Genomic DNA, 24,798 nt, shown 5'->3' with positions numbered 1-24,798 from the left:
GTAGGAATTTTCTTGAAGGATGATACAATGGAAGATGAAGGAAAAAAATGAAGTTTTTTTACCGGTACATTTTGTGACTAAGAGAAAGAACTGGTTCCCTTATAATCTACGAGAGAGTCAGAAAGAGAGTTCGCTTGGAATAAAGTATTTTAATATGAAAAGAGAGAATTCTGCTCAAAGTATTGCAGAATTCTCTCTCTAATATTCATTAGGAAGCTTCGTTTTCTTCTGTTTTTGACTTATAAAACTCAGGCTCTATTTTAATATGCACCTTATCGATACGATTTTTTTCAACTTTTAATACAGTATAGGTTACATAATTTTCTGTGATCTGTTCCTCTTGTTCTGGTAAATGGTCTAACAGATGTATAATGTGACCAGCAATGGAGTCGTAATTCTCAGAATCTAAGGATAATCCGATAAACTCATTAATTTCATCTAATTTTGCTGAACCATCGGCAAGGTATTCGTTTTCACCAAGTTTGGTGATTACATCTTCTTCATCATAGTCATATTCATCACGAATCTCTCCGACGATTTCCTCAAGTAAGTCTTCCATAGTAATTAAACCAGCAGTTGCACCATACTCATCCAGTACGATTGCCATTGGTAAAGATTCTTTTCGCATTTCATTTAGCAATTCACTGGTTTTTTTGTATTCATAAGTGTAATATGGTTCTCTCATATAATCGCGAATATTAAATTCATTATAATCACCACGGAAAAAGAATACATCTTTTAAGTTGATGATACCGATAATATCATCGCGGTTTTCGTCATACACGGGCATTCTTGAGTATTGTTCTTCGCGGAACACTTCAATCAATTGAGAATAGGACATATCAACACTTGCAAAGGCCATATTAATTCTAGGAACCATAACATCCTTTGCGAGGGAATCACCGAAATCCACTACATTGGTAATCATTTTTCTTTCTTCACTTTCGATTACACCTTCTTCATGGCTGACGTCTACAATGGTACGGAGTTCATTTTCTGTCATCGTTGCGTACTTTTTATTAGGATCAACACGCATGAGAAACAACAGAAGGTATGACATCTTGTTCACAATAAAAATAACTGGTGTTAATATCTGTGTCAAGAAGTATATAGACGGTGCATAAAAAAATGCTAATTTTTCGGCATGGATGGTTGCGAGTGTCTTAGGGGTAATTTCTCCGAAGATAAGGATTAACAAGGTTAATACACCGGTAGCAATACCTGCGGCTTTACTATCCCATATCGAAATCGCAAGGGTTGTAGCTAACGAAGAAGCGGTTAGGTTTACAACATTATTTCCGATTAAGATGGCACTGAGCATCTTTCCAGGATCTTCAATCAATGTGCTGACAGTTTTCGCACCCTTAACTCCTTGATCTACCATACTTCTTATACGAAGTTTATTCACGGTAGTGAGAGAAGTTTCTGCAGATGAGAAAAATGCGGACAATAGTAACAAGAAAAACAACACGACTAGCTGCGTGGCGACGGGGTCCAAAGAATCATCTCCTTATAATAAAAATATTCCATATTGCTATGGAGTAGTGTTATGGACTTGTCCATGACAATGTCCATGTTATGTGAACAGAACATATCTTCTCGGTCAATAATATAATAGAAGCAGACTCCAAATGCTCTTTTTTATTTCTGATAAGAAAAAGTTTATCAAACGTTCTTTTTCTTTTTGACCAAATGAGAATATACATATTAGATTATATTCGAAAGCTATCGCTATGTCAAGATTATGTACGCGGAGCTTCATTGGAACAAAGATAGCTAATTGTTTGTTTTTGTGGAAAAAATACCATACGTATGATATACTGAAAATTGTTGGTGAAAAAACCAGAATGAAATTAGAGCATAGTACATTAAGGATTTGATACATAGACCATAAATGTTATGCATAGTTGCACTTTCGCTATGATTTTTAAAGTGAGTAATTAATAAGCTAGTATCAGATGTACATTTGGAGGTTTAAGATGAAGCACGAAGTTATTGATATTAAATTAGAAGGATATGAGCTTTCAGAGAATGCAAAGCTTTATACTTATGTATTGGACAATACACCACAGGTAGACAGCAATAGAATTCGTCCTGCTGTTATTATTTGTCCAGGTGGTGGATATAGTAGAACTTCTGACCGTGAAGCTGAACCGATTGCAATTCAATACCTTGCAGCAGGATTCCATGCCTTTGTTCTTCGTTACCATGTAGCGCCAGTGGAATATCCAGTTGCTTTGCTTGAACTAGCTGCTAGTATTAAGATGGTTAGAGAGCATGCTAAGGAATGGAATGTAGACCCAGATTGTATTGTGGTATCTGGATTTAGTGCAGGTGGCCATTTAGCAGGAAGCCTAGGAGTATTTTGGACAGAAGACTTTCTTTCTGAAAAACTAAGTACTACCAAAGAGATGTTAAGACCGAATGGATGTGTGTTATGTTATCCAGTAATTACTTCTGGAGAGTATGCACACAGAGACTCCTTCTTACGACTACTTGGAAGTCAGTATGATACCTTGGTAGATAAAATGTCCTTGGAGAACCAGGTAAATGAAAATATGCCACCGGTATTTTTATGGCATACCTATACCGATACTTCGGTGCCAGTAGAAAATTCTCTATTATTTCTGAATGCACTACGTAAGAACAATATTTCTGCTGAATTTCATATGTACCCAGTTGGAAGCCATGGGTTAGCATTAGCAAATGAAGAAACAAGAAACTCAGATGGACGTGGTGTCACCCCAGAATGTCAGGGATGGATTCACCTTGCTACGGATTGGGTACGTAGATTGGGGGATAAATCATGCTAGAGTTAAAAAATGTATCCTTTGGGGTTTCCGGTGAAACGAACAAAGATATTTTAAAAAATATCAATTTAACAATAGATGATCATAAATTTATTGCAATTACTGGGCCAAATGGCGGTGGCAAATCAACACTTGCAAAAATTATAGTAGGCATTGAAAAGCCTACTTCCGGACAGATTATCTTCGATGGGCAAGACATTACAAAGATGAGTATTACAGACCGTGCGAGAGCAGGAATTGGATTTGCTTTTCAACAACCAGTTAGATTTAAGGGAATTACGGTAAAGGATTTAATCACACTGGCTGCTGGAAATAATATCAGTACAGCCAAAGCTTGTGAATACCTCTCTGAGGTAGGGTTATGTGCAAAAGATTATATCAATCGTGAAGTAAACTCGAGTCTTTCTGGAGGCGAGCTAAAGCGTATCGAGATTGCTACAATAATTGCAAGAAAAACAAAACTATCTGTATTTGATGAACCAGAAGCAGGGATTGACTTATGGAGTTTTAATAACCTTATTCGTGTATTTGAGAAAATGCATGAGGAAATCCATGGTTCTATCGTAATTATTTCGCATCAAGAGCGAATTTTAAATATAGCTGACGATATTATTGTAATAGCAAATGGCAGTATAGTAGAAGTAGATGAGAAGGAAAAAATTCTACCGAAACTATTGAATCAATCGCCAAGCTGCAAATTTTATAAGGGGGAGGCATAAGTAATGGATGCAATACAAAAAGAATTGCTCTTACAGGTGGCTGACCTCCATGAGGTACCACAAGGAGCTTATAATTTAAGAGTAAATGGTCAAGGTGCTGGTAGAAATACAACAGAACATATCGATATTGTTACAAAAACAGATAAACCAGGTATCGATATTATTGTAAAGCCGGGTACAAAGAATGAAAGTATTCATATTCCAGTGGTATTAAGCCAGAGTGGCTTAACAGAATTAGTTTACAATGACTTCTTTATCGGAGAAGATGCGGATGTCACAATTGTTGCAGGTTGTGGTATTCATAACGGTGGTTCCGATAAGGCAGAGCATGATGGAATTCATAGCTTCTTTATAGGAAAAAATGCAAAAGTAAAATATGTTGAGAAGCATTATGGTTCTGGGGATGGCAGCGGTGAGAGAATCTTAAATCCACAGACAATTATTCATATTGAAGAGGGCGGTACCATGGAGATGGATACTGTTCAAATCAAAGGTGTGGATTCCACTGTTCGTACAACAAAGGCGACCTTAGAGGATAAGGCAACGTTAATAATTAAAGAGAAGATAATGACACACGGAAAACAGTATGCAAAGACTGATTTTGAAGTGAATCTAAATGGTGAAGATTGTGGAGCCAACGTAATCTCTCGTTCTGTCGCAAAGGAGGATTCTCACCAAATCTTCTTATCTAAAATTAATGGAAATAATAAGTGCTATGGGCATACGGAATGCGATGCTATCTTAATGGATCGTGGCAGTGTTAGTGCGATACCAGAAATTACAGCAAATCATTTGGAAGCAAGTCTTATTCATGAAGCTGCAATAGGTAAAATTGCAGGGGAGCAGATTACAAAGTTAATGACCCTTGGATTAACGGAAGCTGAGGCAGAAGCACAGATTGTGAATGGATTCCTAAAATAATAGGTTTTTTGTTTGTTTTGTAAGGATGTAGAATTGTTAGAAGAGGATTGTATAAGATCGGGTAAAAACGAGATAAGTAGAAAATATGAGTGGAACTAAGTTCGCTCATATTTTGACCTATCTCGTTTTTTAAAGTTTGTGTTACTAATAAATTTTAAACATCAAAGCCAAAAGAAAACATCAAAGCCAAAAGAAAACATCAAAGCCAAAAGAAAACATCAAAGCCAAAAGAAAACATCAAAGTTAAAATAATGATAAAAACACAATTCTTAGCTTCCCTATTTATATTCAAGCCCCAACTTTTGATATATTTAAAATTACCTATGTATCTGATAGTGAAGATAAGAAAAATCTGCATAATCCTCACCAAAGTTAGTAGAAGGAGTGTAAGCATAGAGTCCTAAGCAAGTTCCTACAAATCCTCCAGCACGTTCTGTACTAAGAAGGCTTGCATCAACATTGGATATCAGTTTTTCATAATTTTCATCATTATAAGAATAGAGAAAACTAAGGTGTAGTCCTTTTTCTATCACACGGAGATATTGGGGAATTCTCGGAAGTATTTTTTCTATTACAATTTTTTCATTACCAGCTTCGCAAGCGATCAAAGTAATGGTTGGCAAGGTACTTTTTCTAAAACAAAAGCGATAATGGTAATGATTGCTTTGCATCAATAGAATTCCAGCCTCGCTTGATTCATTGGTTAGTGTAGCATTTACTTTCGTATCCAAGGTATAGTTTATGTCTGTTTGGCGAAGAAAGATAGCAGTCGGTGAATCATCTGCATTTAGTTTGACGGAAGAAGCGTACAAGCGAAGACCTTCTTTTCTTCCAATCTCATAATATACTTTCTTGGGATTTCTTAAATACATAAAATAAGGTGGTAATTCTTTGTAGCAAAAATTTTCTTTCATATCCTTGTAGGTTAAGTTAGATTCATTCGTATGAGTTGGCGGTGTATTCTCATAAGGTTCATGATTTGAATCCACAATTTCTTCATGATACATCGATTCTTCTGATACGCTTTCTAAGGGAATATTCTTATTATTTGGTATTGAGATATTTTGTTCTAATAGCCCAACTCCAGGATTTATAATAGGCCAACCATCTTCCCATAATAAAGGGACTAAAAAAGTCTCTCTTCCTAACAGACAATATCCATTGGTTGGTCTACTTGCTAATAGGACCATATACCAATCGCCTTCTTGTGTTTCAACGATATCTGCATGGCCGGTATTAATTGCCCAATAATGTTTTCCAAGATGCCTATGTGTAAAAATTGGATTTCTTTTACACCCATCGAAAGTACCTAGGATTGACCTACTTCTTGCCATTGTAATAGCATGATTTAGGCCTGTGCCACCTTCCGCTATCATTAAATAGTACCATCCGTCTTTTTTGTATAAATGAGGGCCTTCTACCCATTCTACTCCTTTTAACGCCCCATGCCAGATGGCATAGGATTCACCAATTAACTCCATAGTGGATAGGTCAAGTTCCTGAACATAAATTTCATTATCACCGAAAAAGGCAGCGCCTTCCCGTCGACCCTTGGTTCCACAATAATAGCATTTGCCATCATCATCAAAAAATAGGGAAGGGTCAATGCCATCTGCGCCGTTAAGGTAATAAGGCATGGACCAAGGTCCACATGGATTTGTTGCCGTTACAATGAAATTTCCACCATGAGAGACATTGGTAGTAATCATATAGAAAACTCCATTATGATAACGGATAGTAGGTGCGTAGATACCGCCACTATGAGGAGAATTCGTCAGATCCAACTGTTCTTTGGTAGTTAAGATATTTGCAATCTGCTCCCAATGGATTAAGTCAGTACTGTGAAACAAAGGAACACCTGGAAAATAAGCAAACGTAGAATTTACAAGGTAATAATCAGGTCCGACACGGACAATAGATGGATCTGGGTAGAATCCAGATAGAATTGGATTTTTCATTTGCATCTGTTGCATGATCACATTTCCTTTCAAAAGAGTATTAATTTGTAAAATTGTGCCACAGTATTTTTTCCTACTATGCAAGTAAGATAGGATTAATAATATTGGTATATTCCAAGATCCTACCTTTTCCATACATCACTAGGCATAAGAATTAAGCTGGATTACTTAAGTTTACTTTACGCTAATGCTTCACCCTTCACTATATATAGATAAAAATAAAGCAATATATGACAAATAATACCTCAAAATGATAAAAATGTAAATATATTGCGTTTAGCTTTCACATTCCAAAACCTAAAGTTTGTAAGAAGATACTAAGATAGAAACCAAATTGCAATAGAACCTAGAAGCTGGAATCTTAAGATTTTCTATAATTTAGCAGTATATATTAACTGTGTCAAATAATTAGCACAATATGATAGGAACATAGCAATATTTGAAATGATTATCTACCCAATTCATCATAATCTATTGTTAGAATGAAAAATAGTACTATTTTCGCAGTACAACATGTTTTCATAAGAAAGACGAATTGAAATACCTTTTATTCCGACAAATGAGACAGCTTGCTGGCTCGTCTTGTACCAAACATACGAGAAAGAGTAGCATTTATTAAATTCTAAATTAGGGAGGAACCTACCATGACAGCAGAGAAGACACAGCAAGAGTTTAAACAACGAGCAAAAGAGCTAGTTATGAAAATGACAGTAGAAGAGAAGGTTTTTCAAACCTTACATTCAGCGCCAGCAATTGAGAGATTAGGTATTAAGGCGTATAATTATTGGAATGAAGCGTTACATGGAGTTGCAAGAGCAGGTGTTGCAACCGTATTTCCGCAAGCGATTGGTTTAGCTGCAACATTTGATGAGGATTTAATCGAAGAGATAGCAGATACCATTTCTACCGAAGGAAGAGGTAAATTTAATGCACAACAAAAATATGGAGATTGTGATATTTACAAAGGCTTGACTTTTTGGTCTCCGAATGTGAATATTTTTCGTGATCCACGTTGGGGACGTGGGCATGAAACTTTTGGAGAAGATCCATTTTTAAGTGGAACCTTAGGTGGGCGTTTTGTTGATGGTATTCAGGGACATGATGAAACCTACTTAAAAGCAGCTGCATGCGCAAAACATTACGCAGTTCACTCTGGACCAGAAGATATTAGACACAGCTTTAATGCCGAAGTATCGGAACAGGACTTACGAGAAACTTATCTCCCAGCATTTAAGAAACTTGTAAAAGAGCACAAGGTGGAAGCAGTAATGGGAGCTTACAACCGTACGAATGGAGAACCATGCTGTGGAAGTAAGAGACTCTTAGAAGATATTTTACGTGGTGAATGGGAGTTTGAAGGTCATGTAACTTCTGATTGTTGGGCAATTAAAGATTTTCACGAGCACCATATGGTTACTTCCAATGCGGTTGAGTCAGTTGCACTCGCTATGAATCGTGGCTGTGATTTAAACTGTGGAAATATCTATGTTAATTTGCTACAGGCTGTAAGAGATGGTTATGTGAAAGAAGAGACAATTGATACTGCATTGATACGTCTCTTTACAACGAGAATGAAACTTGGGCTTTTTGAGGAAGAGAATAAGATTCCGTTTCACGATATTACCTATGACCAAGTAGATACAAAATTAAATAAAGATCTTAATATCAAGGCTTCCAAAAAGTGTGTTGTACTATTAAAAAATGAAGAAAATATGTTGCCTCTTAATCCAAAGAAGTTAAAGTCTATTGGTGTCATAGGACCTAATGCGAATAATCGTAATGCTTTAGTGGGTAATTATGAGGGAACCGCTTCAGAATACATTACTGTATTAGAGGGTATCAAGCAGTTTGTGCCTGAAGATGTTAGAGTATACTTCTCGGAAGGTTGTCATTTATATAAAAAGAAAATCTCCAATTTAGGTCAGGAAAATGATCGCATTGCTGAGGTTCGAGCAGTTTGTGAACATAGCGATGTCGTGATAGCCTGCATGGGCCTTGATCCAGGATTAGAAGGAGAAGAAGGCGATCAGGGAAATCAGTTTGCCAGTGGAGATAAAATGACTCTAGGGCTTCCTGGAATACAAGAAGATGTGTTAAAAACAATTTATGAATGTGGAAAACCTGTTATTTTAGTTCTTCTATCTGGTAGTGCTTTGGCAGTACCTTGGGCAGACGAGCATATCCCAGCCATATTACAGGGGTGGTATCCAGGGGCGCAAGGTGGTAGAGCGATTGCGGAATTAATTTTTGGTAAAGGAAATCCAGAAGGAAAACTTCCAGTAACGTTCTATCGTACCACAGAGGAATTGCCAGAGTTTACAGATTACTCCATGAAAAACCGTACGTATCGCTATATGAAGAATGAGGCGCTTTATCCATTTGGATATGGTTTAAGCTACACTACCTTTGAGCACACCTTACTTAGTGTCAATACAGATACATTAAGTAAGGGATGCAACATAGAGTGTAAGGTAAGGGTCAAAAATACTGGTAACTATGAAGGTGCGGTGACCACACAAGCATATGTGAAATATAAAGGAGAAGATGCACCAAATTGTCAGCTAAAAGGACTTAAAAAAGTGAGCTTACTTCCTGGAGAAGAAAGAGACATTCTAATTGAGTTAAAAGACAGAGCCTTTGGTTTATATAACGAGGAAGGTGAGTTTATATTAAATCAAGGGGATTATGAGTTGTATCTTGGGGATTCTCAACCAGATGCCAGGAGCATTCAGTTAACTGGTAAAGAACCAATAAGAATAAAATTCCATGCACCTGAAAGGGTTTTGCTTGGTGAGTAGAACTAAAATTTACCAGCATAGCTAGAATTATTAAGTTTAGATTTAGAAATTAAGATGAAAAATGACATTAAGGAGATAACCAGAAATTTCGTAGAAAGTGTTTTTCTAGGATAAGGGAAGGTTATCTCCTTCTTCTATTGATATTTTGATATATTTTATCACGAACAATAGATTTTCGCATCACTCTAGGAATAATCCTAATGCTATATCAGTAAATATGATAAGTAAAATTATAAACCACCTCATACATAAAAATCTCTTGACATTAAAAGGTTGGTATTATATAGTATAATCAATATTTAGATAAATATCTAAATGACAAAATATGTAGAATATCTGTAATAGGGAAGGAGAGCAAAGTGCTTACAATAAAAAATTATTCAAAGATCTATAAAGGTAATAAGAAGGCTGTAGATAATCTTAGTCTTACTGTAGAGGCTGGTGATATCTATGGTTTTATTGGACACAATGGTGCCGGTAAGACAACAACCTTACGTGCTGTGGTTGGTGTTCTTGATTTTGAAGAAGGAGATATCTTAATTGATGGGGTATCGATAAAGAAGGATCCAGTTGGATGTAAAATGAAGATGGCATACATACCAGATAATCCAGATTTGTATGAACATCTAACTGGGATTGCATATCTAAATTTTATTGGGGATTTATTTAAAGTAGGGGAGAAGGAGAGGAAGGAACGTATCAAGAGGTATGGAGATATCTTTGAGATTACGGGGAATCTTGGTGATTCCATTGCGTCCTATTCCCATGGTATGAAGCAAAAACTTGCGGTTATCTCAGCCTTAATTCATGAACCAAAACTAATGGTTTTGGATGAACCCTTTGTTGGTTTAGACCCAAAGGCAGCTCACCAATTAAAGCAGATTATGACACAAATGTGCCAAAGTGGAAGTGCTATATTCTTCTCCACTCATGTCCTTGAGGTAGCAGAAAAATTATGTAATAAAATTGCGATTATCAAAGGTGGTAAGTTGATTGCTTCTGGTACGACAAGCGAGGTTAAGGGAAATCAAAGTCTCGAGGAAGTTTTTATGGAGCTTATCGAAGAATAAGGCGTTTGTGCAGAATTGGAGGAAGTAATGAAACAGGTTTGGACGCTTACAAGAATGCAGCTTGGCTCTGCATTTGAATTCTTAAACATGAAACGAAACAAAAATAGAAAGAAGAATATCAGTGTCACAACGATTTTGGTACTTGGCTTTCTTATGTTTGCTTTTTTATCAGGAACTTATAGTTTTATGATGGGAACAGCGCTAAAGTCATTTGGAGAACTTGATGTCTTGCCAGGATTATTTATGGCGGTGACATGCCTAATGATCCTATTTACCTCCATATATAAGGTAAAAGGAGTATTGTTTGGCTTTAAAGATTATGATATTGTCATGTCGCTACCAGTGAAATCCTGGGTTGTTGTCGCAAGTAGATTAATGTTACTTTATCTTATTAATATGGTGTTCGTTTTAGCATTCTTAGTACCGAACTTTATTATCTATGGTATTATGGCAAAGCCGTCACCAGTATTTTATATCATTTCTATGGTGTCGTTGCTTTTTGTACCAATCATTCCAATCATCATAGCATCGATACTTGGGGTTATCTTAGCAGTAATATCTGCGGGATTTAAGCATAGCAATGTAATTCATACGGTATTAATGTTTGCTTCAATTTTACTTATTTTCGTGATAAGTTTTCAGATGCAGAGTGAAAATCAGATTGCGGAACTTGGAACTTTAATAAGGGATAAGATGGTAGAAATCTATCCGTTAGCTGGCTGGTATCTAAAGGGTATTATTGAGTATGATATACTCTCTTATGCAGCTTTTCTTGGTGTTTCTTTTCTAGCTTTGATCGTATTTTCTATTGTTGTTGGTCGATATTTTAAGTGGATGAATACAGCAATGAGTGCGAAAAAAACTACTTCAAAGTATCATGTAAAAGATATGAAGAGTAATGGTCAGCTAAAAGCGTTGATTCAAAAAGAGGCGAAACGTTATTTCTCTTGTACAATCTATGTGTTTAATACAGCATTTGGTTTAGTCCTGATGGTATTTGGTGCGATTGCTTTATTATTTTTTAAATCGGAACAGATAGAACAAATGCTTGAAATACCTGCGGCTGCAGGAATGTTAAAGGAATTGGTACCCTACATGATGAGTTTGATGGTAGGTATGGTAGCTATCACAGCGTCCTCAATCTCATTGGAAGGTAAAAATATTTGGATCTTAAAATCTGCACCAGTAGCAACGAAAACAATTCTAGGAGCGAAGATTATCTTTAGTTTACTTGTTACCGTTCCAGTTACCTTTTTTACAGCATTACTTGCTGGATTTGGATTAAAAATGGGGGTTTGGCACTTACTATTAACTATAACATTACCAATTGCCTACTGTTATCTAACTGCGGTACTTGGCTTAGTCATTAATTTAAAATTACCAATGCTTGAATGGAAGAATGAAACTGTTGTAGTAAAACAAAGTGCAGCTTCCATGATAGGAACACTAAGTTGCTTTGTTACTGTCGGGATTCCAATTGCTTTATTATTTATGGTAAGCGGTATTAATGTGCTGGCTCTGGGGTACGCAACTGTAGTGGTTGTTTTACTAGTATCTGGATTATTACAAGGTTATCTAAATAATAAAGGTGGAAAACTCATTGCACGTTTATAGAGAAACAACTGGAATTGGAGATCAATCTTAGAATTAAAATTAGAATACAAATGTAAGTTTTATAAATAAGTGGGGAGGAATGAAAACTCGATAAGATGTTTCATTTCTCCCCACTTTATTCATGATAGAGTATTAATAGATTGTAATTAGATTACAAAATATCATTCATCATGCTATTCAGCTAACATACATTTCTATTCTTAGGATAGCTTGACCCATACACAGAGATAAATTTGATTTATGGATAGAAGGAATAATAATAGCTCCTAAGAAATTGAAGGATGATTTTCTAAATACTTTGCGCTTTCCTTAATTACTTCATTCATAGCAGCAACACCAGGTCCTCCGATGGTATTTCTCTTTTCTACGCAAGTTTTTAAAGAGATTGCATCATAAACATCTTCTTTAAAAACTGGGGAGATTGCTTGTAACTCAGAAAGACTAAGATCTTCGATCGAACAGTTTTTTTCAATACAAGTAAGAACTAAGTGACCGATTATACCATGAGCATCGCGAAATGCTACGCCATGATTCACAAGATAATCTGCAGCATCCGTAGCATTGGTAAAACCTAAAACAGCACTTGCTTTCATGATTTCACGGTTGAATTTCATTGTACGAAGCATTCCTGTAAATAAGGAGAGGCAACCCTTTACTGTGTCAATTGCGTCAAAAGTCAATTCTTTATCTTCTTGCATATCTTTGTTATAAGCGAGAGGTAACCCCTTCATTGTAGTTAATAAAGACATCAAGGCTCCATATACTCGTCCAGTCTTTCCACGAACTAATTCTGCTATATCTGGATTCTTTTTTTGAGGCATAATACTACTTCCGGTGGAATAAGCATCATCAATTTCTACAAAACGATATTCATTCGTGTTCCAGATAATAATTTCCTCGCTGAAACGGCTTAGGTGCATCATAATTGTGGAAAGGGCACTAAGTAGTTCAATGAGATAATCACGATCAGATACAGAATCCATGCTATTCTTAGTTGGCTCAGAAAAGGAGAGCAAAGAAGCAGTATAAGCACGGTCGAGAGGATAAGTAGTCCCTGCAAGTGCTCCAGCACCTAATGGACAAGTATTCATTCGTTTTACTATATCACTTAATCGATCACGGTCTCTTTTAAACATCTCAAAATAAGCACTCATATGATGGGAAAGAGTAATAGGTTGTGCCTTTTGTAAGTGAGTAAAACCAGGCATATAAGTCTCTGTATGTTCTTTCATTACTGTAAATAGTACTTCAAGAAGGTTTTTTAATAATTCGTCTAGAACTGTAATCTCATCACGAGTATATAGTTTCATATCAAGTGCAACCTGATCATTACGACTTCTTCCAGTATGAAGCTTTTTTCCAACATCCCCAATGCGAGAGATTAAATGGGCTTCTACAAAACTATGGATATCTTCATAGGTACCGTCAATTACTAGACTACCAGAATCGATGTCGTCACGAATTCCATTGAGACCATCTATTATTTCATTCTTTTCTTCTTCTTTTAATATTCCTTGTTTTGCAAGCATAGTCACATGTGCAATACTTCCACGGATATCTTGTTCATAAAACTTCTGATCAAACGAGATCGAAGCATTAAAATTATGTACCAACTGGTTAGTTTCTTTGGTAAATCTTCCGCCCCATAACTTCATAATTAGTTCCCTCACTTCTTATTCTTAATTTAAGCAATAGTTCATCATAAAAAATATTCTATTAACTTTGATTACTTTGTATAGGTTTTCATTCAATAATTCACACTATAGTTAACACGCTTGGTTAAAACAAACTAGATATCTTGGTTACATTATTATCCTTAATCCAAATTTTCGTTGTATAAAAGCATGTAAACTATGATAGATAGCGGGAATATAGATTAAGAAAAGTTTCATATTCGAAACTTTTCTTGTGTTATATAGTAGCTTGTTTTTTACATAAATGCAAGTTCATCTTGCAATTTTTGCATAGAATCATTATAATTCAAGACAAGGAAAGAAGATATATGTTACTTCTTCTTGGGTACCATAGCATATCAAGGGAGGAAACGATATGAAAGTAAAAGCAATTATGATACCATTTATAGATTTAAAATGCATCAGTGTGGACAATACGATAGGGGAGGCTTTAGAAACGATAGAAGCACACCAACTACTATCTATGCCTGTTGTAGACCACCGCAAATTTATTGGAGCTTTATCAAAACAACATGTTTATGAAAGTTATTTCCGTGATTTTAACGGAACAAAAGAGGAGTTCTTAGAACGCACGGTTCGTGAAATGATGAGAACTAAAATGGTAACGGTTTCTGAGCATACCTCGATTGAAGAAGCGGCAGCCATCTTCATCGCCAGCAAATTCCGTTTTATTCCTGTCGTTGGTAAACAAGAGGAGTTGTTAGGAATTGTAACACAACAAGCAATATTTAAAGAATATCAAAAACTTTTTGGCGAAAATTACGATACATTTACAATCTATTCCTATGATTATAAAGGTACTCTGGCAAGAATAGCAGAGACAATTGCAAGACATGACGGTAATATTAAGAACATTGTAATAATTAATACTGAAACGTTGGGATTGCAGGAGATGTTTGTAAGAGTAGAATGTAATGATTTTGACGATATTATTAGAGCTTTAACGAAGAGAGGTTTTGACGTTCGTGTGAACAATCAAAGCTAGTAACATACTTTTCGAATTTGCCGCTTTTTCTTCTAGATAACAACGATTATGTTACTGGGAGGAAAATGCGGCTTTATTAATGAAATTGTAAACAGTTGCCACGACATTTTTTCTGGATTAGGAATACAATATTATTGTGTTGTAATAATAAAGTTAATATATTCAGAAAATTGTTTCAATTACAAAGGGTAAAAGTTTTGTACTTTATATAGGTTATGGTACAAACTTTAGTATGCGCTGTGTTGTGGATAGGAAGGTTGATTTTTTGAAACTTTAAAACTACTTTTTATTTCACCCAGTTCAAAAATCCACAGATATTTGGAATTGGAAAGCGTATACAAGATAAAATGAAAAATGTAACAAAAGAAAGGATTAGATATGATACCGTTTAGAACATTAGAATTAATCGATAGGGAATGGATAGAGGAATGTCTTAAAAAATCTGATTTAATGGGTGCTGAATATTCCTTCTCAAATAATTTCCTATGGGCAAAGCAATATAATTTATTATGTGCCAATGTGAATGGATTTTACTGTACACTAGGGGGATTTGGAGTAATGCGCTCCTATGGATATCCTACAGGGGAAGGAAACCTTAAAGAAGTAATAGAACTATTAATGGAAGACGCAAAAGAACGAGGACTCAAATTCGAGATGAGAGGTATTCCAGAAGAGAAACTAGCGGAACTAAAAGAGCTGTTTCCAGAACAATTTGATTATATCTCTGTACGTGATGAGGCAGACTATGTTTATCTGACAGAGAGATTGTCAACACTAGCAGGTAAGAAGCTACATGGTAAGCGAAATCATATAGCTCGTTTTAAAGATAATCCAACTTGGGTTTATGAACCGATTACGATGGAGAATATTGAAGAATGTAAAAAAATGAGTAAGAAGTGGTGTGAGCTTTACCATTGTAGAGAGGATATTAATCTGGTACATGAGTCCTGTGCAGTAAAAACAGCATTTCAATATTTTGATGAGCTTAAGCTTGTTGGTGGTTTGATTCGATTAGATGGTGAAGTGGTTGCCTTTACAATGGGTGAGGCGCTTAACAGTAATACGTTTATTGTTCATATTGAGAAGGCATTTTCTTATATTCAGGGCGCATATCCTATGATAAATCAGCAGTTTGTATTGCATGAGTGTCAAGACTTTGAGTATGTCAACCGTGAAGATGACATGGGGGATGAAGGACTTCGTAAAGCAAAATTATCCTATTATCCAGACATAATTTTAGAAAAATACAAAGCGGTATTTAAGACTAACGAATGATATAAGTTTGAGGATGAAGGAAAGCAGAGGAGAGGTATCTTGATTACATTAGCGACGAAAGAAATGCTGCCACAACTAAAAAAAGTGTGGCAGACTTGCTTTCAAGACGAATTATCCTATGTGGATTTCTATTATGATAATCGATTTGAAGAAGAGAATACGTACGTGTATAAGAAAGGGGAAGAAATCTTAGGAATGCTTACCCTACTTCCGGCATCATATCGCTACACCGATGATGAAACCCTACCTATTCACTATGTTTATGCTGTTGCTACATTACCAAAAGCAAGGGAGCAAGGGATTGCATCCGAACTTTTGGAAGTAGCGAGTAGGACAAGCGAAGAAAAATATAGTGCCGGAACAATTCTTGTACCAGCGAGTAAAGAACTGTTTTCATATTACGAAAGACGTGGTTATCAAACCATCTACTTTAAAAAGCAACTATATTTTAAAGCTGCAGCACAACAGATGGTTTCTGTAGCAACTTTAAAAGTAGAGCATACCAGAGTTCATGAGGTATCTCTTGCTTATGAACGTAACTATGAGAAAAAGGATATTAATCCAGAAGAATATAAGCAACTCAGAGATTTTCACTTTGATCGGCCAGGATATGTGAAATGGAATCTAGAAGCGATTACCTATGCTGTAAAAGAAGCTAGGTTTGTTGGTGGGAAGGTTTTAAAACTAACCGTTGAAAATCACTCCTATGCCATTATGTATTACAAAAAAGAGAATCAGTTAGTGATCAAAGAAACTACCTTACCAGAAGATTTGATTGCAGATGCAATTTCATATCTGATGATGGAGGAAGAATGTTTGGAAGCAATCGTAACAGTTCCATCTTACTATGCATTTGAGGGTGAACTTATGCCGTATGCAATGGTTCGTTTAAATACAGAAGCCTATGCAAATGGCTATTTTAACTTAGCATTAGACTAGTTTATTCCTTGTTGGAAGATTAAGAAAGAGCTTGAAAATCCTGTAGTTTGTACCAGAGGTTGACAAAATTTCATTTCGTTGGTATAATTCCCTTGTAATATTTTTGTAATAATTATGAGATAGTTCATTCATTATGGTGTTACAAATGTAACAATTCGACCATAATAGAAAACATCGAAAGGAATTAGACGAATATGAAAGCAAAAACAAAAGTTTCAGTAATACTTGTGATGCTAGTATGTTTCTTTGCTACCATGGTTATAACAGATACTACTTGTTATAGCATAGGGGGCACTTATGAAGAAGATTCACAGATTGCTGCAACAAATACCTCGGAAGATGAAGCAAATCAATTAGATATTGCGAAATCGAAGCAGGATGAATTTGCGAATACAGAAAAAATCGATTTGTTCTCCTTAGAAGCACAAGAGGATAACAGCTCAGATAACTTAAGATCTTCCAATGATGATAATGTATCCGTTGCAAGTTTAACAAATGAAAATGATGCAGATGCAAACGATTCAATGAAAGAAGATTTAGAACAAAAAGCTGTACAAGAGAATGTAATTGCTAGGGCTGTAGCTAGTAGCGTGGAAGGAAGCGTTGCAGCAAGTATTAACCCTGAAGAAGAAATTGTAACATTCAGTATGGCGGAAGCTTTACAAGAGTATGAGAAAGTACTTCCGAAGGTAAATGAATATTTGAACATACGCAGTGAAGCTAACCCAGATGCAGCGGTTGTTGGTCAATTAAATAAGAATTCTTACGCAACCATCGTAGAGCGTGGAGAAGAATGGACAAAGATAACCTCAGGCAAGGTTACCGGATATGCAAGTAATCAATACTTATATTTTGATGAAGAGGCAAGAAATCTTGTATCGGAACTGAAGGCTGACCAAGTTGTTATAACAGCTGGTTCGGTTAATATTAGAAAATCTCCTGATTTAACTGGAGAGATATTAACAGAAGCAAAAAGTAAGGACAGTTTTATTCACATCTCAGAAAAAGACAATGACGAGTGGTATGCGATCCAATATGATGATAGTCAAATCGGCTATGTTAGTAAAGACTTATCCGATTCTGTCTTCAACTTAAAAACAGCGATTACAATCGAAGAGATTGAAGAAGCAAAAAAAGCAGTACAGATTGCAAAAGATTTAGAAGAAGCGAAAAAGCATAAACCTACCAAAACCAATCGTGCAGCGATTGAAGTATCTGACGAAGAGATTTACCTTCTTGCTACTGTAGTAGCAATGGAAGCTATGAGTGAATCCTATGAAGGACAGTTAGCAGTAGCTAATGTTGTAGTTAACCGTATGTTAGATGGTTATTGGGGAGACACAATTCATGATGTTGTCTATGCACCAGGTCAGTTTTCTGGAGCGAATTCCGGTCGTATAGAAAAGTTCAGACCTAAGGTGACGGAAAGCTGTAAAAAGGCTGCGATTGAAGCTCTTGCCGGTAACAATAACATTGGCGATTATATGTATTTCAGGATGAAAAACACAGCAAAAACTTCAAGTTATAAAAAATATTACATTTTAGGCAATCACTGCTTTTATTCAAGATAAATAATCAGGTGTTAAGATAAAATTACGAATGAACCCTAAGGGGTGTTGCAACACTCATTGCCTTTTTATGAGTTGCAACACTCTTCTTTATTCATAACAAGGAAAAGTACGCGAAGCGTGCTTTTTCTTGTTTTATAGAAAAAGATAAACTAATGTATAATATACTCTCTATGGATAGAAACTTGTTAGAGATGGTTTTATTCACCTTCTTCTACTAAGATTATTATAATAAGTCATGGTAGAATCGTTTGATTTTATCTGAAACACAGGTAACTAATTATAAATTAATGGAGCAAAAGTTTGTCACCTATTGTTTGACTATTTGGGTATTTTGACAAAATACTGAGTAATCATATCGAAATAATAGGAATATTTTGATGATTCTGGAAAAATGTATTGAAGTTTAGAAAGTAAATGGTATACTTATTATTATATTACTAGTATAGAGACGCACAGTTATGGTTATAAATGAGTTAGAGAGTATATGTTGATAAAGGAAGGTTGATTGTTAACAGGCAACTTTTCCAAAGGCAATGCCAATATAATAAACAGGCGATCAAAGCCAGAAATGAGGTTAATATGAAAAAATTACTTAGCATTGAAAAAGTAAAAGGTAGAGAAATCTTAGACTCCAGAGGAAATCCAACCGTAGAGGCAGAAGTTATCTTAAGTGATGGCAGTGTAGGAATGGCTGCTGCGCCTTCTGGTGCATCTACAGGTGCATTTGAGGCAGTAGAACTAAGAGATGGTGATAAGGGGCGTTATCTTGGTAATGGCGTATTAAATGCAGTAGAACACGTAAAAAAAGAACTTTCAGAAGCAGTATGTGGTAGAAATCCATTAAACCAAGTTGAGATTGATGCTGCGATGATTGATGCTGATGGTACAGATAACAAGGGTAAGCTTGGTGCGAATGCGATTCTTGCAGTCTCTCTTGCAACAGCAAAGGCAGCTGCAACTGCTGTTTCCTTACCACTTTACCAATACCTAGGTGGTACCAATGCAAGAACACTTCCAGTGCCTATGATGAATATAATTAATGGTGGTAAGCATGCAGATTCTAGTTTAAATATTCAGGAATTTATGATTATGCCAGTGGGTGCTAAGAGTTTTTCTGAAGCATTAGAGCATAGTACCACAGTATTTCATACCTTAAAGAAATTATTAAAAGCAGACGGCTATGTAACTGCAGTAGGTGATGAAGGTGGATTTGCACCTAAATTTAGTTCGGACGAGCAAGCTCTTCAGTATATCGTAGAAGCAATCAAAAAAGCAGGATTTGAACCAGGTTCTGATTTCTATATTGCAATGGATGCTGCAGCAACCGAGATGTATGATGAAGCGAAGAAGATCGGGAAAGAAGGCGATTATTTATTCTGGAAGTCTGGTGAGTTAAAGACTGTGGATGAGATGATTGATTATTGGGAGAACTTATGTGATAAATATCCTATTCTTTCTTTAGAAGACGGTTTAGCAGAAGAAGATTGGGAAGGTTGGAAGAAGTTAACCACACGTCTTGGTAATCGAATTCAGCTTGTTGGTGATGATTTATTTGTTACTAATACAAATCGTATTACTAAGGGAATTAAAGAAGATATCTCAAACTCTGTATTAATTAAGTTTAATCAGATTGGATCCCTAACAGAAACTTTAAATGCAATTGAAATGACAAAGAATCAAGGATGGACGGCAATCGTTTCTCATCGTTCCGGTGAAACAGAAGATACCACCATTGCAGATATTGCTGTTGCAACAAATGCTGGGCAGATTAAGACTGGTGCACCTTCTAGAAGTGATCGTGTTGCAAAGTATAATCAGTTACTTCGAATTGAACAAGAATTAGGTCAGGCGGCTATTTACCCTGGTAGAAAAGCATTTAAAGTTTTAAAATAACTAAAATTAATTGTGACAAACAAGAGTTGATTCGTGAATGATTATAGCATATCAAATGATTACTTTTTAGAAAAATGAAATAAAATAAAAATAGGAGGAGTTATACTCCTCCTATTTTTATTGGTTCCAATGGTAAGTATTCATAAAATTTTATTATGTTCCCACTGTCCATATGTACCGCTTCCTTGTTGCATAAGATTGGGTCGCAGACATAAGTCATATTATCGTATAACAGATGATTTTCACCATAGGTAATATCATATGGCAATAATGGTTCATAAGGGGGTATTTTCGTATTCTCCATAAAGACCTCGCATTAATTTGTTAAATTGTGATAGCTGTAATACAGCAAGGTTTCTAAAAAACCTATGTCATAGGATAATCGTAATCCATACGATTTCTCTTGTCAAGCTTATTCGCTGACTTAAGTTTTTTCTGTATTCTTTTCCCTTTTCATAATCTTAAAATTGAGCTATAATAATTAGAAACAACGTAGAAAGGTCGGATTTAAGTGATCGATGGAATAATGAAAAATACCGAACAAGCGGTGTTAGAATTGATTGAAATCGCTGGACTAAAGGAGAAAGACATCTTGGTTGTCGGTTGTTCCTCCAGTGAAATAGTAGGAAAGAAAATTGGTACAAGTAGTGCGATGTCTGCAGCAAGAGCTGTATATGATGCGATGGCACCAATCCTTTCAAAGAATGGAATCTACTTGGCAGCGCAGTGTTGTGAACATCTAAATCGTGCTTTGATTTTAGAAGAGGAAGCAGCGTTTTCCTATGGATATGAAGTCGTGAGTGTTGTACCACAACCTCATGCAGGTGGTTCATTTGCGACTACAGTGTATGAACATATGAAATCTCCTGTCGCAGTAGAAGAGATAAGAGCAAAAGCTGGAATGGATATCGGTGATACCTTAATCGGGATGCATTTAAAAAGGGTTGCGGTTCCAGTTCGTCTCAGTATCACTAGGATCGGTGAAGCAAATCTGGTATGTGCCAGAACAAGGCCAAAATTTATTGGTGGCGAAAGAGCCATTTATCGAGGGGAACAGAGGTAGGTTAATATACCAATGAGAAACTCAAGGTTAGGAGGAAGATGAAGTGAAAGAAGAGATACAAGCTTATCATCATAAAGTACATTACTATGAAACGGACCAGATGGGAATTGTTCATCATTCCAATTATATTCGTTGGTTTGAAGAGGCAAGAACAGATTTGTTAGAGCAAGTAGGATTTACTTATCAGAAAATGGAAGAGTGTGGAGTTATAATTCCAGTAATCGGTGTAAACTGTGAATATAAATCAATGGTTAGGTTTAATGATATTGTTGCGATTCTTCCTAGAGTGACAGAGTTTAACGGGGTGAAGTTAACGGTAGCATACCAGGTGATCGACATGGCTACAGGTAATTTATGTACGATAGGAGAAACAAAACATTGCTTTTTAAATTCAGAGTATAAGATGTTTCGATTGGCGAAGGAAAAGCCTGAGGTTTATCAGATATTCAAAGATTTGCTAGAATTAGGAAAAATGGCAGAATAGATTAATAAAAAATAACGTGAACTAGCAAGAAGCTCAACAGGAACATAGGAAGTATTCCTAAGTGTTTTGCATGGTTCACGTTATTTTTATGTAGTTTCCTATCATATTGATAAAGACTTTTTGTTGATATAGATAGAGATGACTTTGTATGGTCGTGTATTCATGGTATCGATAATTTTATAAAGCTTTTATTTAAATCAATTCCTATTAGATACAAACTTTTGCAATTCTACGATAACAATTGGTATGACGGATAGAAGGAACACGATAAGCCACTGGTTAGGTAGCATTGGTGTGACCTTAAAGATTTTTGTCAGTGGTTCAAAGGAAACAACTATAATTTGTAAGAAGGTACATACCACGAATGAAACTACCATTTGCTTATTTCGAAAAAGTCCAATCTTAAAGATAGAGTGCTCACTTCGCATGTTAAAGGCATGAAAGAGTTGAGAAAGACTTAATACAGTAAATGCCATCGTTCTTCCACCTAAGGTATAAGCAATCAGTGCAAGTGAACCAACCATTGCACCTTCAAAGATAATCTTAAAAACAAGACCATCGCTAAACATACCCTTTTTTGGAGAAATTGGTGGTTTGCTCATAATATCATCTGGTGCTGGCTCAACGCCAAGTGCGATGGCAGGTAGTGAGTCAGTAACAAGGTTCACCCAAAGTAACTGCACTGCAAGTAATGGCGCTGGAAGTCCAAACAAAATAGCTACAAATATGGTAATAATCTCTCCAATATTACTGGAAAGCAAGAAATGGATGGATTTACGAATATTATCGTAAATACCGCGGCCTTCTTTCACAGCAGCAACAATGGTTGCAAAGTTATCATCAGCTAAAATCATATCCGCAGCATTCTTCGCAACATCGGTACCTCCTTTTCCCATTGCACATCCGATGTCCGCAGCTTTTAATGCCGGAGCATCATTTACACCATCTCCGGTCATTGCTACAACTTCACCGCGTTTTTGAAGTGCTTTTACGATACGTACTTTGTGGGCAGGAGAAACACGTGCAAATACTTTATACTGATAGATATTATCTTCCAGCTCTTTGTCAGACATATGGCTTAATTGTTCGCCAGTGATAGCACATGCCTTAAAACTCTCACCCCGATTTTTATTTCCGTATAGTTTGCTCTGCTGTGGTTTTACACTTTCTGCTTCAGCTTCCGAAAGGATGCCAAGCGCTTTTGCTATCGCACAAGCAGTTAAGATATGATCTCCGGTAATCATAACAGGGGTGATTCCAGCGGATTTACACATCGAAACAGCGCCCTTTACCTCATCTCTTGGAGGATCAATCATACCCAGTAGCCCAAGTAGTATTAGATCTTGCTCTAAGGAGGAATCTGTCATCCCATTTGGATTATGATCCACATATTTATATGCGACAGCAATCACACGAAGTGCTTTTTCTGCCATCGAGAGGTTACTACGGTCAAACTTTACTTTATGTGATTGAGAAAAACTTTCTACACTCCCATTGTTACATACCTTGCTGCAATGCATTAATAATACATCATAGGCCCCTTTTGTAATAATCAGATATCTGCCATCGGCTTCTTGGTGCACTGTTGTCATTAACTTCCTTGCAGAATCAAAGGGAATTTCTCTGATTCTAGGATGCTTCTTATCAAGAATATTTTTTTCATAACCATTTCTTATAGCTGCAACTAATAGAGCTTTTTCTGTTGGTTCACCAATTACTTCTTTCGAATCATTGGAAGGATAGGCATCATTGCATAGTGCTGCACATTCAAGGAGTTGCTTTCCAAACACATTATTTTCTGGCTCTATCCCTTTCATGGAAGCGATATGAGTTACCGTCATAACATTTTGAGTCAGAGTCCCTGTCTTATCAGAGCAGATAAAGGTTGCACTACCAAGCGTTTCTACGGCTGGCAATTTCCTGATAATTGCGTTTTTCTTAGCCATTCTTTGAACACCGAGGGATAGCATAATTGTAACGATCGCTGGTAGCCCTTCAGGTATAGCTGCAACCGCAAGACTTACACTAGTCATAAACATATCAAAAAGTTCACGACCTTGTAAGGTACCTAGTAAAAAGATAGCAATACAGATGCCAAGTGCTGCAATTCCAAGAGCTTTACCGGTTTTAGCAAGGCGTTTTTGAAGTGGTGTTTCTGGTGTTTCATCTTCCATAATCATCTGTGCAATTGCACCAACTTCAGTTTTCATCCCAATCGCAGTAACGACAGCGACACCACGGCCAAAGGTAACGATACCAGTTGAGGGAACGAGATTCTTTCTATCTCCTAGCATTGTATTTTCTTTCAATATGGCATTGGCATCTTTTTCAACAGGATGTGATTCTCCAGTAAGCGAAGATTCATCAATCCGAAGATTAATGCTTGTGATAAGACGTGCATCCGCTGGTATGTAATGTCCTGTTTCTAAGTAGATAATGTCTCCTGGCACGAGTTCTGAGGAGGGAAGCGTAGTACGTTTATTATCCCGTAACACTTCTGCGGATGGCGCTGACATTTTCTTTAGTGCTTCGAGTGATTTTTCAGCTTTTTCCTCTTGTATTACTCCCAAAGTTGCATTTAAAAATATGATAGCAAAAATAATGATGGGGTCTATGTAATCTGCATGACCCTTTAACAGGGAGATAACAAAGGATACGACAGCCGCAACGATTAATACGATAATCATAAAATCTTTAAATTGCGAAAGGAAGCGGGAGAGGATGCTTTTTCCCTTTCTTGCTTCCAATTGATTCTTGCCGTATTCCTGTTGCCTTTTTTGTGCTTCTTTCGTAGTAAGCCCAGCTAAAGAATTTGCTTTGAGAGCTTTTAAGGTATCTTGTATGGACATTGTATGGAATAGCATCGCATTCACTCCAAATCCTCTTCAAAAAAATATATGAGTGAAATAGGAAATTATGAAATGTATGTTCTACAGAATATTGGTAAGTATAAAAAAAGAGGAAGAATTTGACATACTATAGCAAAGTATGTTACCATTAATAG

19 protein-coding genes are annotated in these 24,798 nt (G+C 36.2%); 14 read left to right on the top strand and 5 right to left on the bottom strand.

From position 1 onward, the window contains the following. The first annotated feature begins 34 nt into the window (after positions 1 to 34). A complete protein-coding gene (locus CC92_RS0106320; RefSeq protein WP_155998404.1) occupies positions 35 to 202 on the top strand; it encodes a hypothetical protein in 168 nt (55 codons plus the stop codon). 6 nt (positions 203 to 208) lie between these two features. On the opposite strand, the gene CC92_RS0106315 is transcribed toward CC92_RS0106320, so the two are convergent. Further along, entirely contained in the window at positions 209 to 1,498 is a 1,290-nt protein-coding gene (locus tag CC92_RS0106315) for an HlyC/CorC family transporter (RefSeq protein WP_029503804.1), read from the bottom strand. Between the two features lie 481 nt (positions 1,499 to 1,979). On the opposite strand from CC92_RS0106315, the gene CC92_RS0106310 reads away from it, so the two are divergent. From CC92_RS0106310 to CC92_RS0106300, 3 genes are read left to right on the top strand one after another with little or no spacing between them, the layout of a single operon-like run. Continuing rightward, the gene (locus tag CC92_RS0106310) at positions 1,980 to 2,813 is read left to right on the top strand and encodes an alpha/beta hydrolase (RefSeq protein WP_029503805.1); all 834 of its coding nucleotides are present in this window, start codon (positions 1,980 to 1,982) and stop codon (positions 2,811 to 2,813) included. Continuing rightward, the gene (locus CC92_RS0106305; RefSeq protein ID WP_029503806.1) at positions 2,807 to 3,529 is read left to right on the top strand and encodes an ABC transporter ATP-binding protein; all 723 of its coding nucleotides are present in this window, start codon (positions 2,807 to 2,809) and stop codon (positions 3,527 to 3,529) included. The genes CC92_RS0106310 and CC92_RS0106305 overlap by 7 nt, the downstream gene beginning before the upstream one ends. A gap of 3 nt (positions 3,530 to 3,532) precedes the next feature. Continuing rightward, positions 3,533 to 4,450, top strand: a complete 918-nt coding sequence (locus CC92_RS0106300) for a SufB/SufD family protein (protein WP_029503807.1) — start codon at positions 3,533 to 3,535, stop codon at positions 4,448 to 4,450. 317 nt (positions 4,451 to 4,767) lie between these two features. Here the strand turns inward: CC92_RS0106300 and CC92_RS0106295 are convergent, their stop codons facing one another. Then, positions 4,768 to 6,423: a glycoside hydrolase family 43 protein gene (locus tag CC92_RS0106295; protein WP_051650802.1), complete on the bottom strand. Its 1,656-nt coding sequence runs from the start codon at positions 6,421 to 6,423 to the stop codon at positions 4,768 to 4,770. A 629-nt stretch (positions 6,424 to 7,052) separates the two neighbouring features. On the opposite strand from CC92_RS0106295, the gene CC92_RS0106290 reads away from it, so the two are divergent. The 3 genes from CC92_RS0106290 (at position 7,053) to CC92_RS0106280 (ending at position 11,890) form a co-directional block, all read left to right on the top strand. Then, entirely contained in the window at positions 7,053 to 9,206 is a 2,154-nt protein-coding gene (locus tag CC92_RS0106290) for a glycoside hydrolase family 3 C-terminal domain-containing protein (RefSeq protein ID WP_029503810.1), read from the top strand. 359 nt (positions 9,207 to 9,565) lie between these two features. After that, entirely contained in the window at positions 9,566 to 10,276 is a 711-nt protein-coding gene (locus CC92_RS0106285) for an ABC transporter ATP-binding protein (RefSeq protein ID WP_029503811.1), read from the top strand. A 27-nt stretch (positions 10,277 to 10,303) separates the two neighbouring features. Beyond that, the gene (locus CC92_RS0106280) at positions 10,304 to 11,890 is read left to right on the top strand and encodes a hypothetical protein (RefSeq protein WP_029503812.1); all 1,587 of its coding nucleotides are present in this window, start codon (positions 10,304 to 10,306) and stop codon (positions 11,888 to 11,890) included. A 266-nt stretch (positions 11,891 to 12,156) separates the two neighbouring features. Here CC92_RS0106280 and argH read toward each other — a convergent pair whose 3' ends face one another. After that, positions 12,157 to 13,548 carry an argininosuccinate lyase gene (argH, locus tag CC92_RS0106275; RefSeq protein ID WP_029503813.1) on the bottom strand — a complete coding sequence of 464 codons (1,392 nt, stop codon included), beginning with the start codon at positions 13,546 to 13,548 and terminating at the stop codon, positions 12,157 to 12,159. 391 nt (positions 13,549 to 13,939) lie between these two features. Here argH and CC92_RS0106270 point away from each other — a divergent pair, with 391 nt between their 5' ends. The 5 genes from CC92_RS0106270 (at position 13,940) to eno (ending at position 20,247) form a co-directional block, all read left to right on the top strand. After that, positions 13,940 to 14,569 (top strand): CBS domain-containing protein, encoded by a 630-nt coding sequence (locus CC92_RS0106270; RefSeq protein ID WP_029503814.1) that lies wholly within the window; start codon positions 13,940 to 13,942, stop codon positions 14,567 to 14,569. Positions 14,570 to 14,947: 378 nt separating this feature from the next. Continuing rightward, positions 14,948 to 15,844, top strand: a complete 897-nt coding sequence (locus CC92_RS0106265; RefSeq protein WP_029503815.1) for a DUF2156 domain-containing protein — start codon at positions 14,948 to 14,950, stop codon at positions 15,842 to 15,844. 39 nt (positions 15,845 to 15,883) lie between these two features. Next, the gene (locus tag CC92_RS0106260; protein ID WP_029503817.1) at positions 15,884 to 16,783 is read left to right on the top strand and encodes a GNAT family N-acetyltransferase; all 900 of its coding nucleotides are present in this window, start codon (positions 15,884 to 15,886) and stop codon (positions 16,781 to 16,783) included. 194 nt (positions 16,784 to 16,977) lie between these two features. Then, a complete protein-coding gene (locus CC92_RS21485) occupies positions 16,978 to 18,354 on the top strand; it encodes a cell wall hydrolase (RefSeq protein ID WP_029503818.1) in 1,377 nt (458 codons plus the stop codon). Between the two features lie 579 nt (positions 18,355 to 18,933). Beyond that, complete coding sequence (eno, locus tag CC92_RS0106250) at positions 18,934 to 20,247, top strand: phosphopyruvate hydratase (RefSeq protein WP_029503820.1); 1,314 nt, start codon at positions 18,934 to 18,936, stop codon at positions 20,245 to 20,247. Between the two features lie 100 nt (positions 20,248 to 20,347). Here the strand turns inward: eno and CC92_RS0106245 are convergent, their stop codons facing one another. Beyond that, positions 20,348 to 20,551, bottom strand: a complete 204-nt coding sequence (locus CC92_RS0106245; protein ID WP_029503822.1) for a hypothetical protein — start codon at positions 20,549 to 20,551, stop codon at positions 20,348 to 20,350. Positions 20,552 to 20,773: 222 nt separating this feature from the next. Here CC92_RS0106245 and CC92_RS0106240 point away from each other — a divergent pair, with 222 nt between their 5' ends. Together CC92_RS0106240 and CC92_RS0106235 are read left to right on the top strand one after the other, a co-directional pair. After that, positions 20,774 to 21,310, top strand: a complete 537-nt coding sequence (locus CC92_RS0106240; RefSeq protein WP_029503823.1) for a TIGR01440 family protein — start codon at positions 20,774 to 20,776, stop codon at positions 21,308 to 21,310. A 43-nt stretch (positions 21,311 to 21,353) separates the two neighbouring features. Further along, on the top strand, positions 21,354 to 21,794 hold the full coding sequence (locus CC92_RS0106235; protein WP_029503824.1) for an acyl-CoA thioesterase: 441 nt from the start codon (positions 21,354 to 21,356) through the stop codon (positions 21,792 to 21,794). 197 nt (positions 21,795 to 21,991) lie between these two features. On the opposite strand, the gene CC92_RS0106230 is transcribed toward CC92_RS0106235, so the two are convergent. Next, entirely contained in the window at positions 21,992 to 24,658 is a 2,667-nt protein-coding gene (locus tag CC92_RS0106230; protein ID WP_081842058.1) for a cation-translocating P-type ATPase, read from the bottom strand. Positions 24,659 to 24,798: the final 140 nt, after the last annotated feature.

It is taken from the genome of Lachnoclostridium phytofermentans (assembly GCF_000733755.1).
Lineage (GTDB): Bacteria > Bacillota > Clostridia > Lachnospirales > Lachnospiraceae > Lachnoclostridium > Lachnoclostridium phytofermentans_A.
This window is presented reverse-complemented; position numbering and strand designations above follow the sequence as displayed.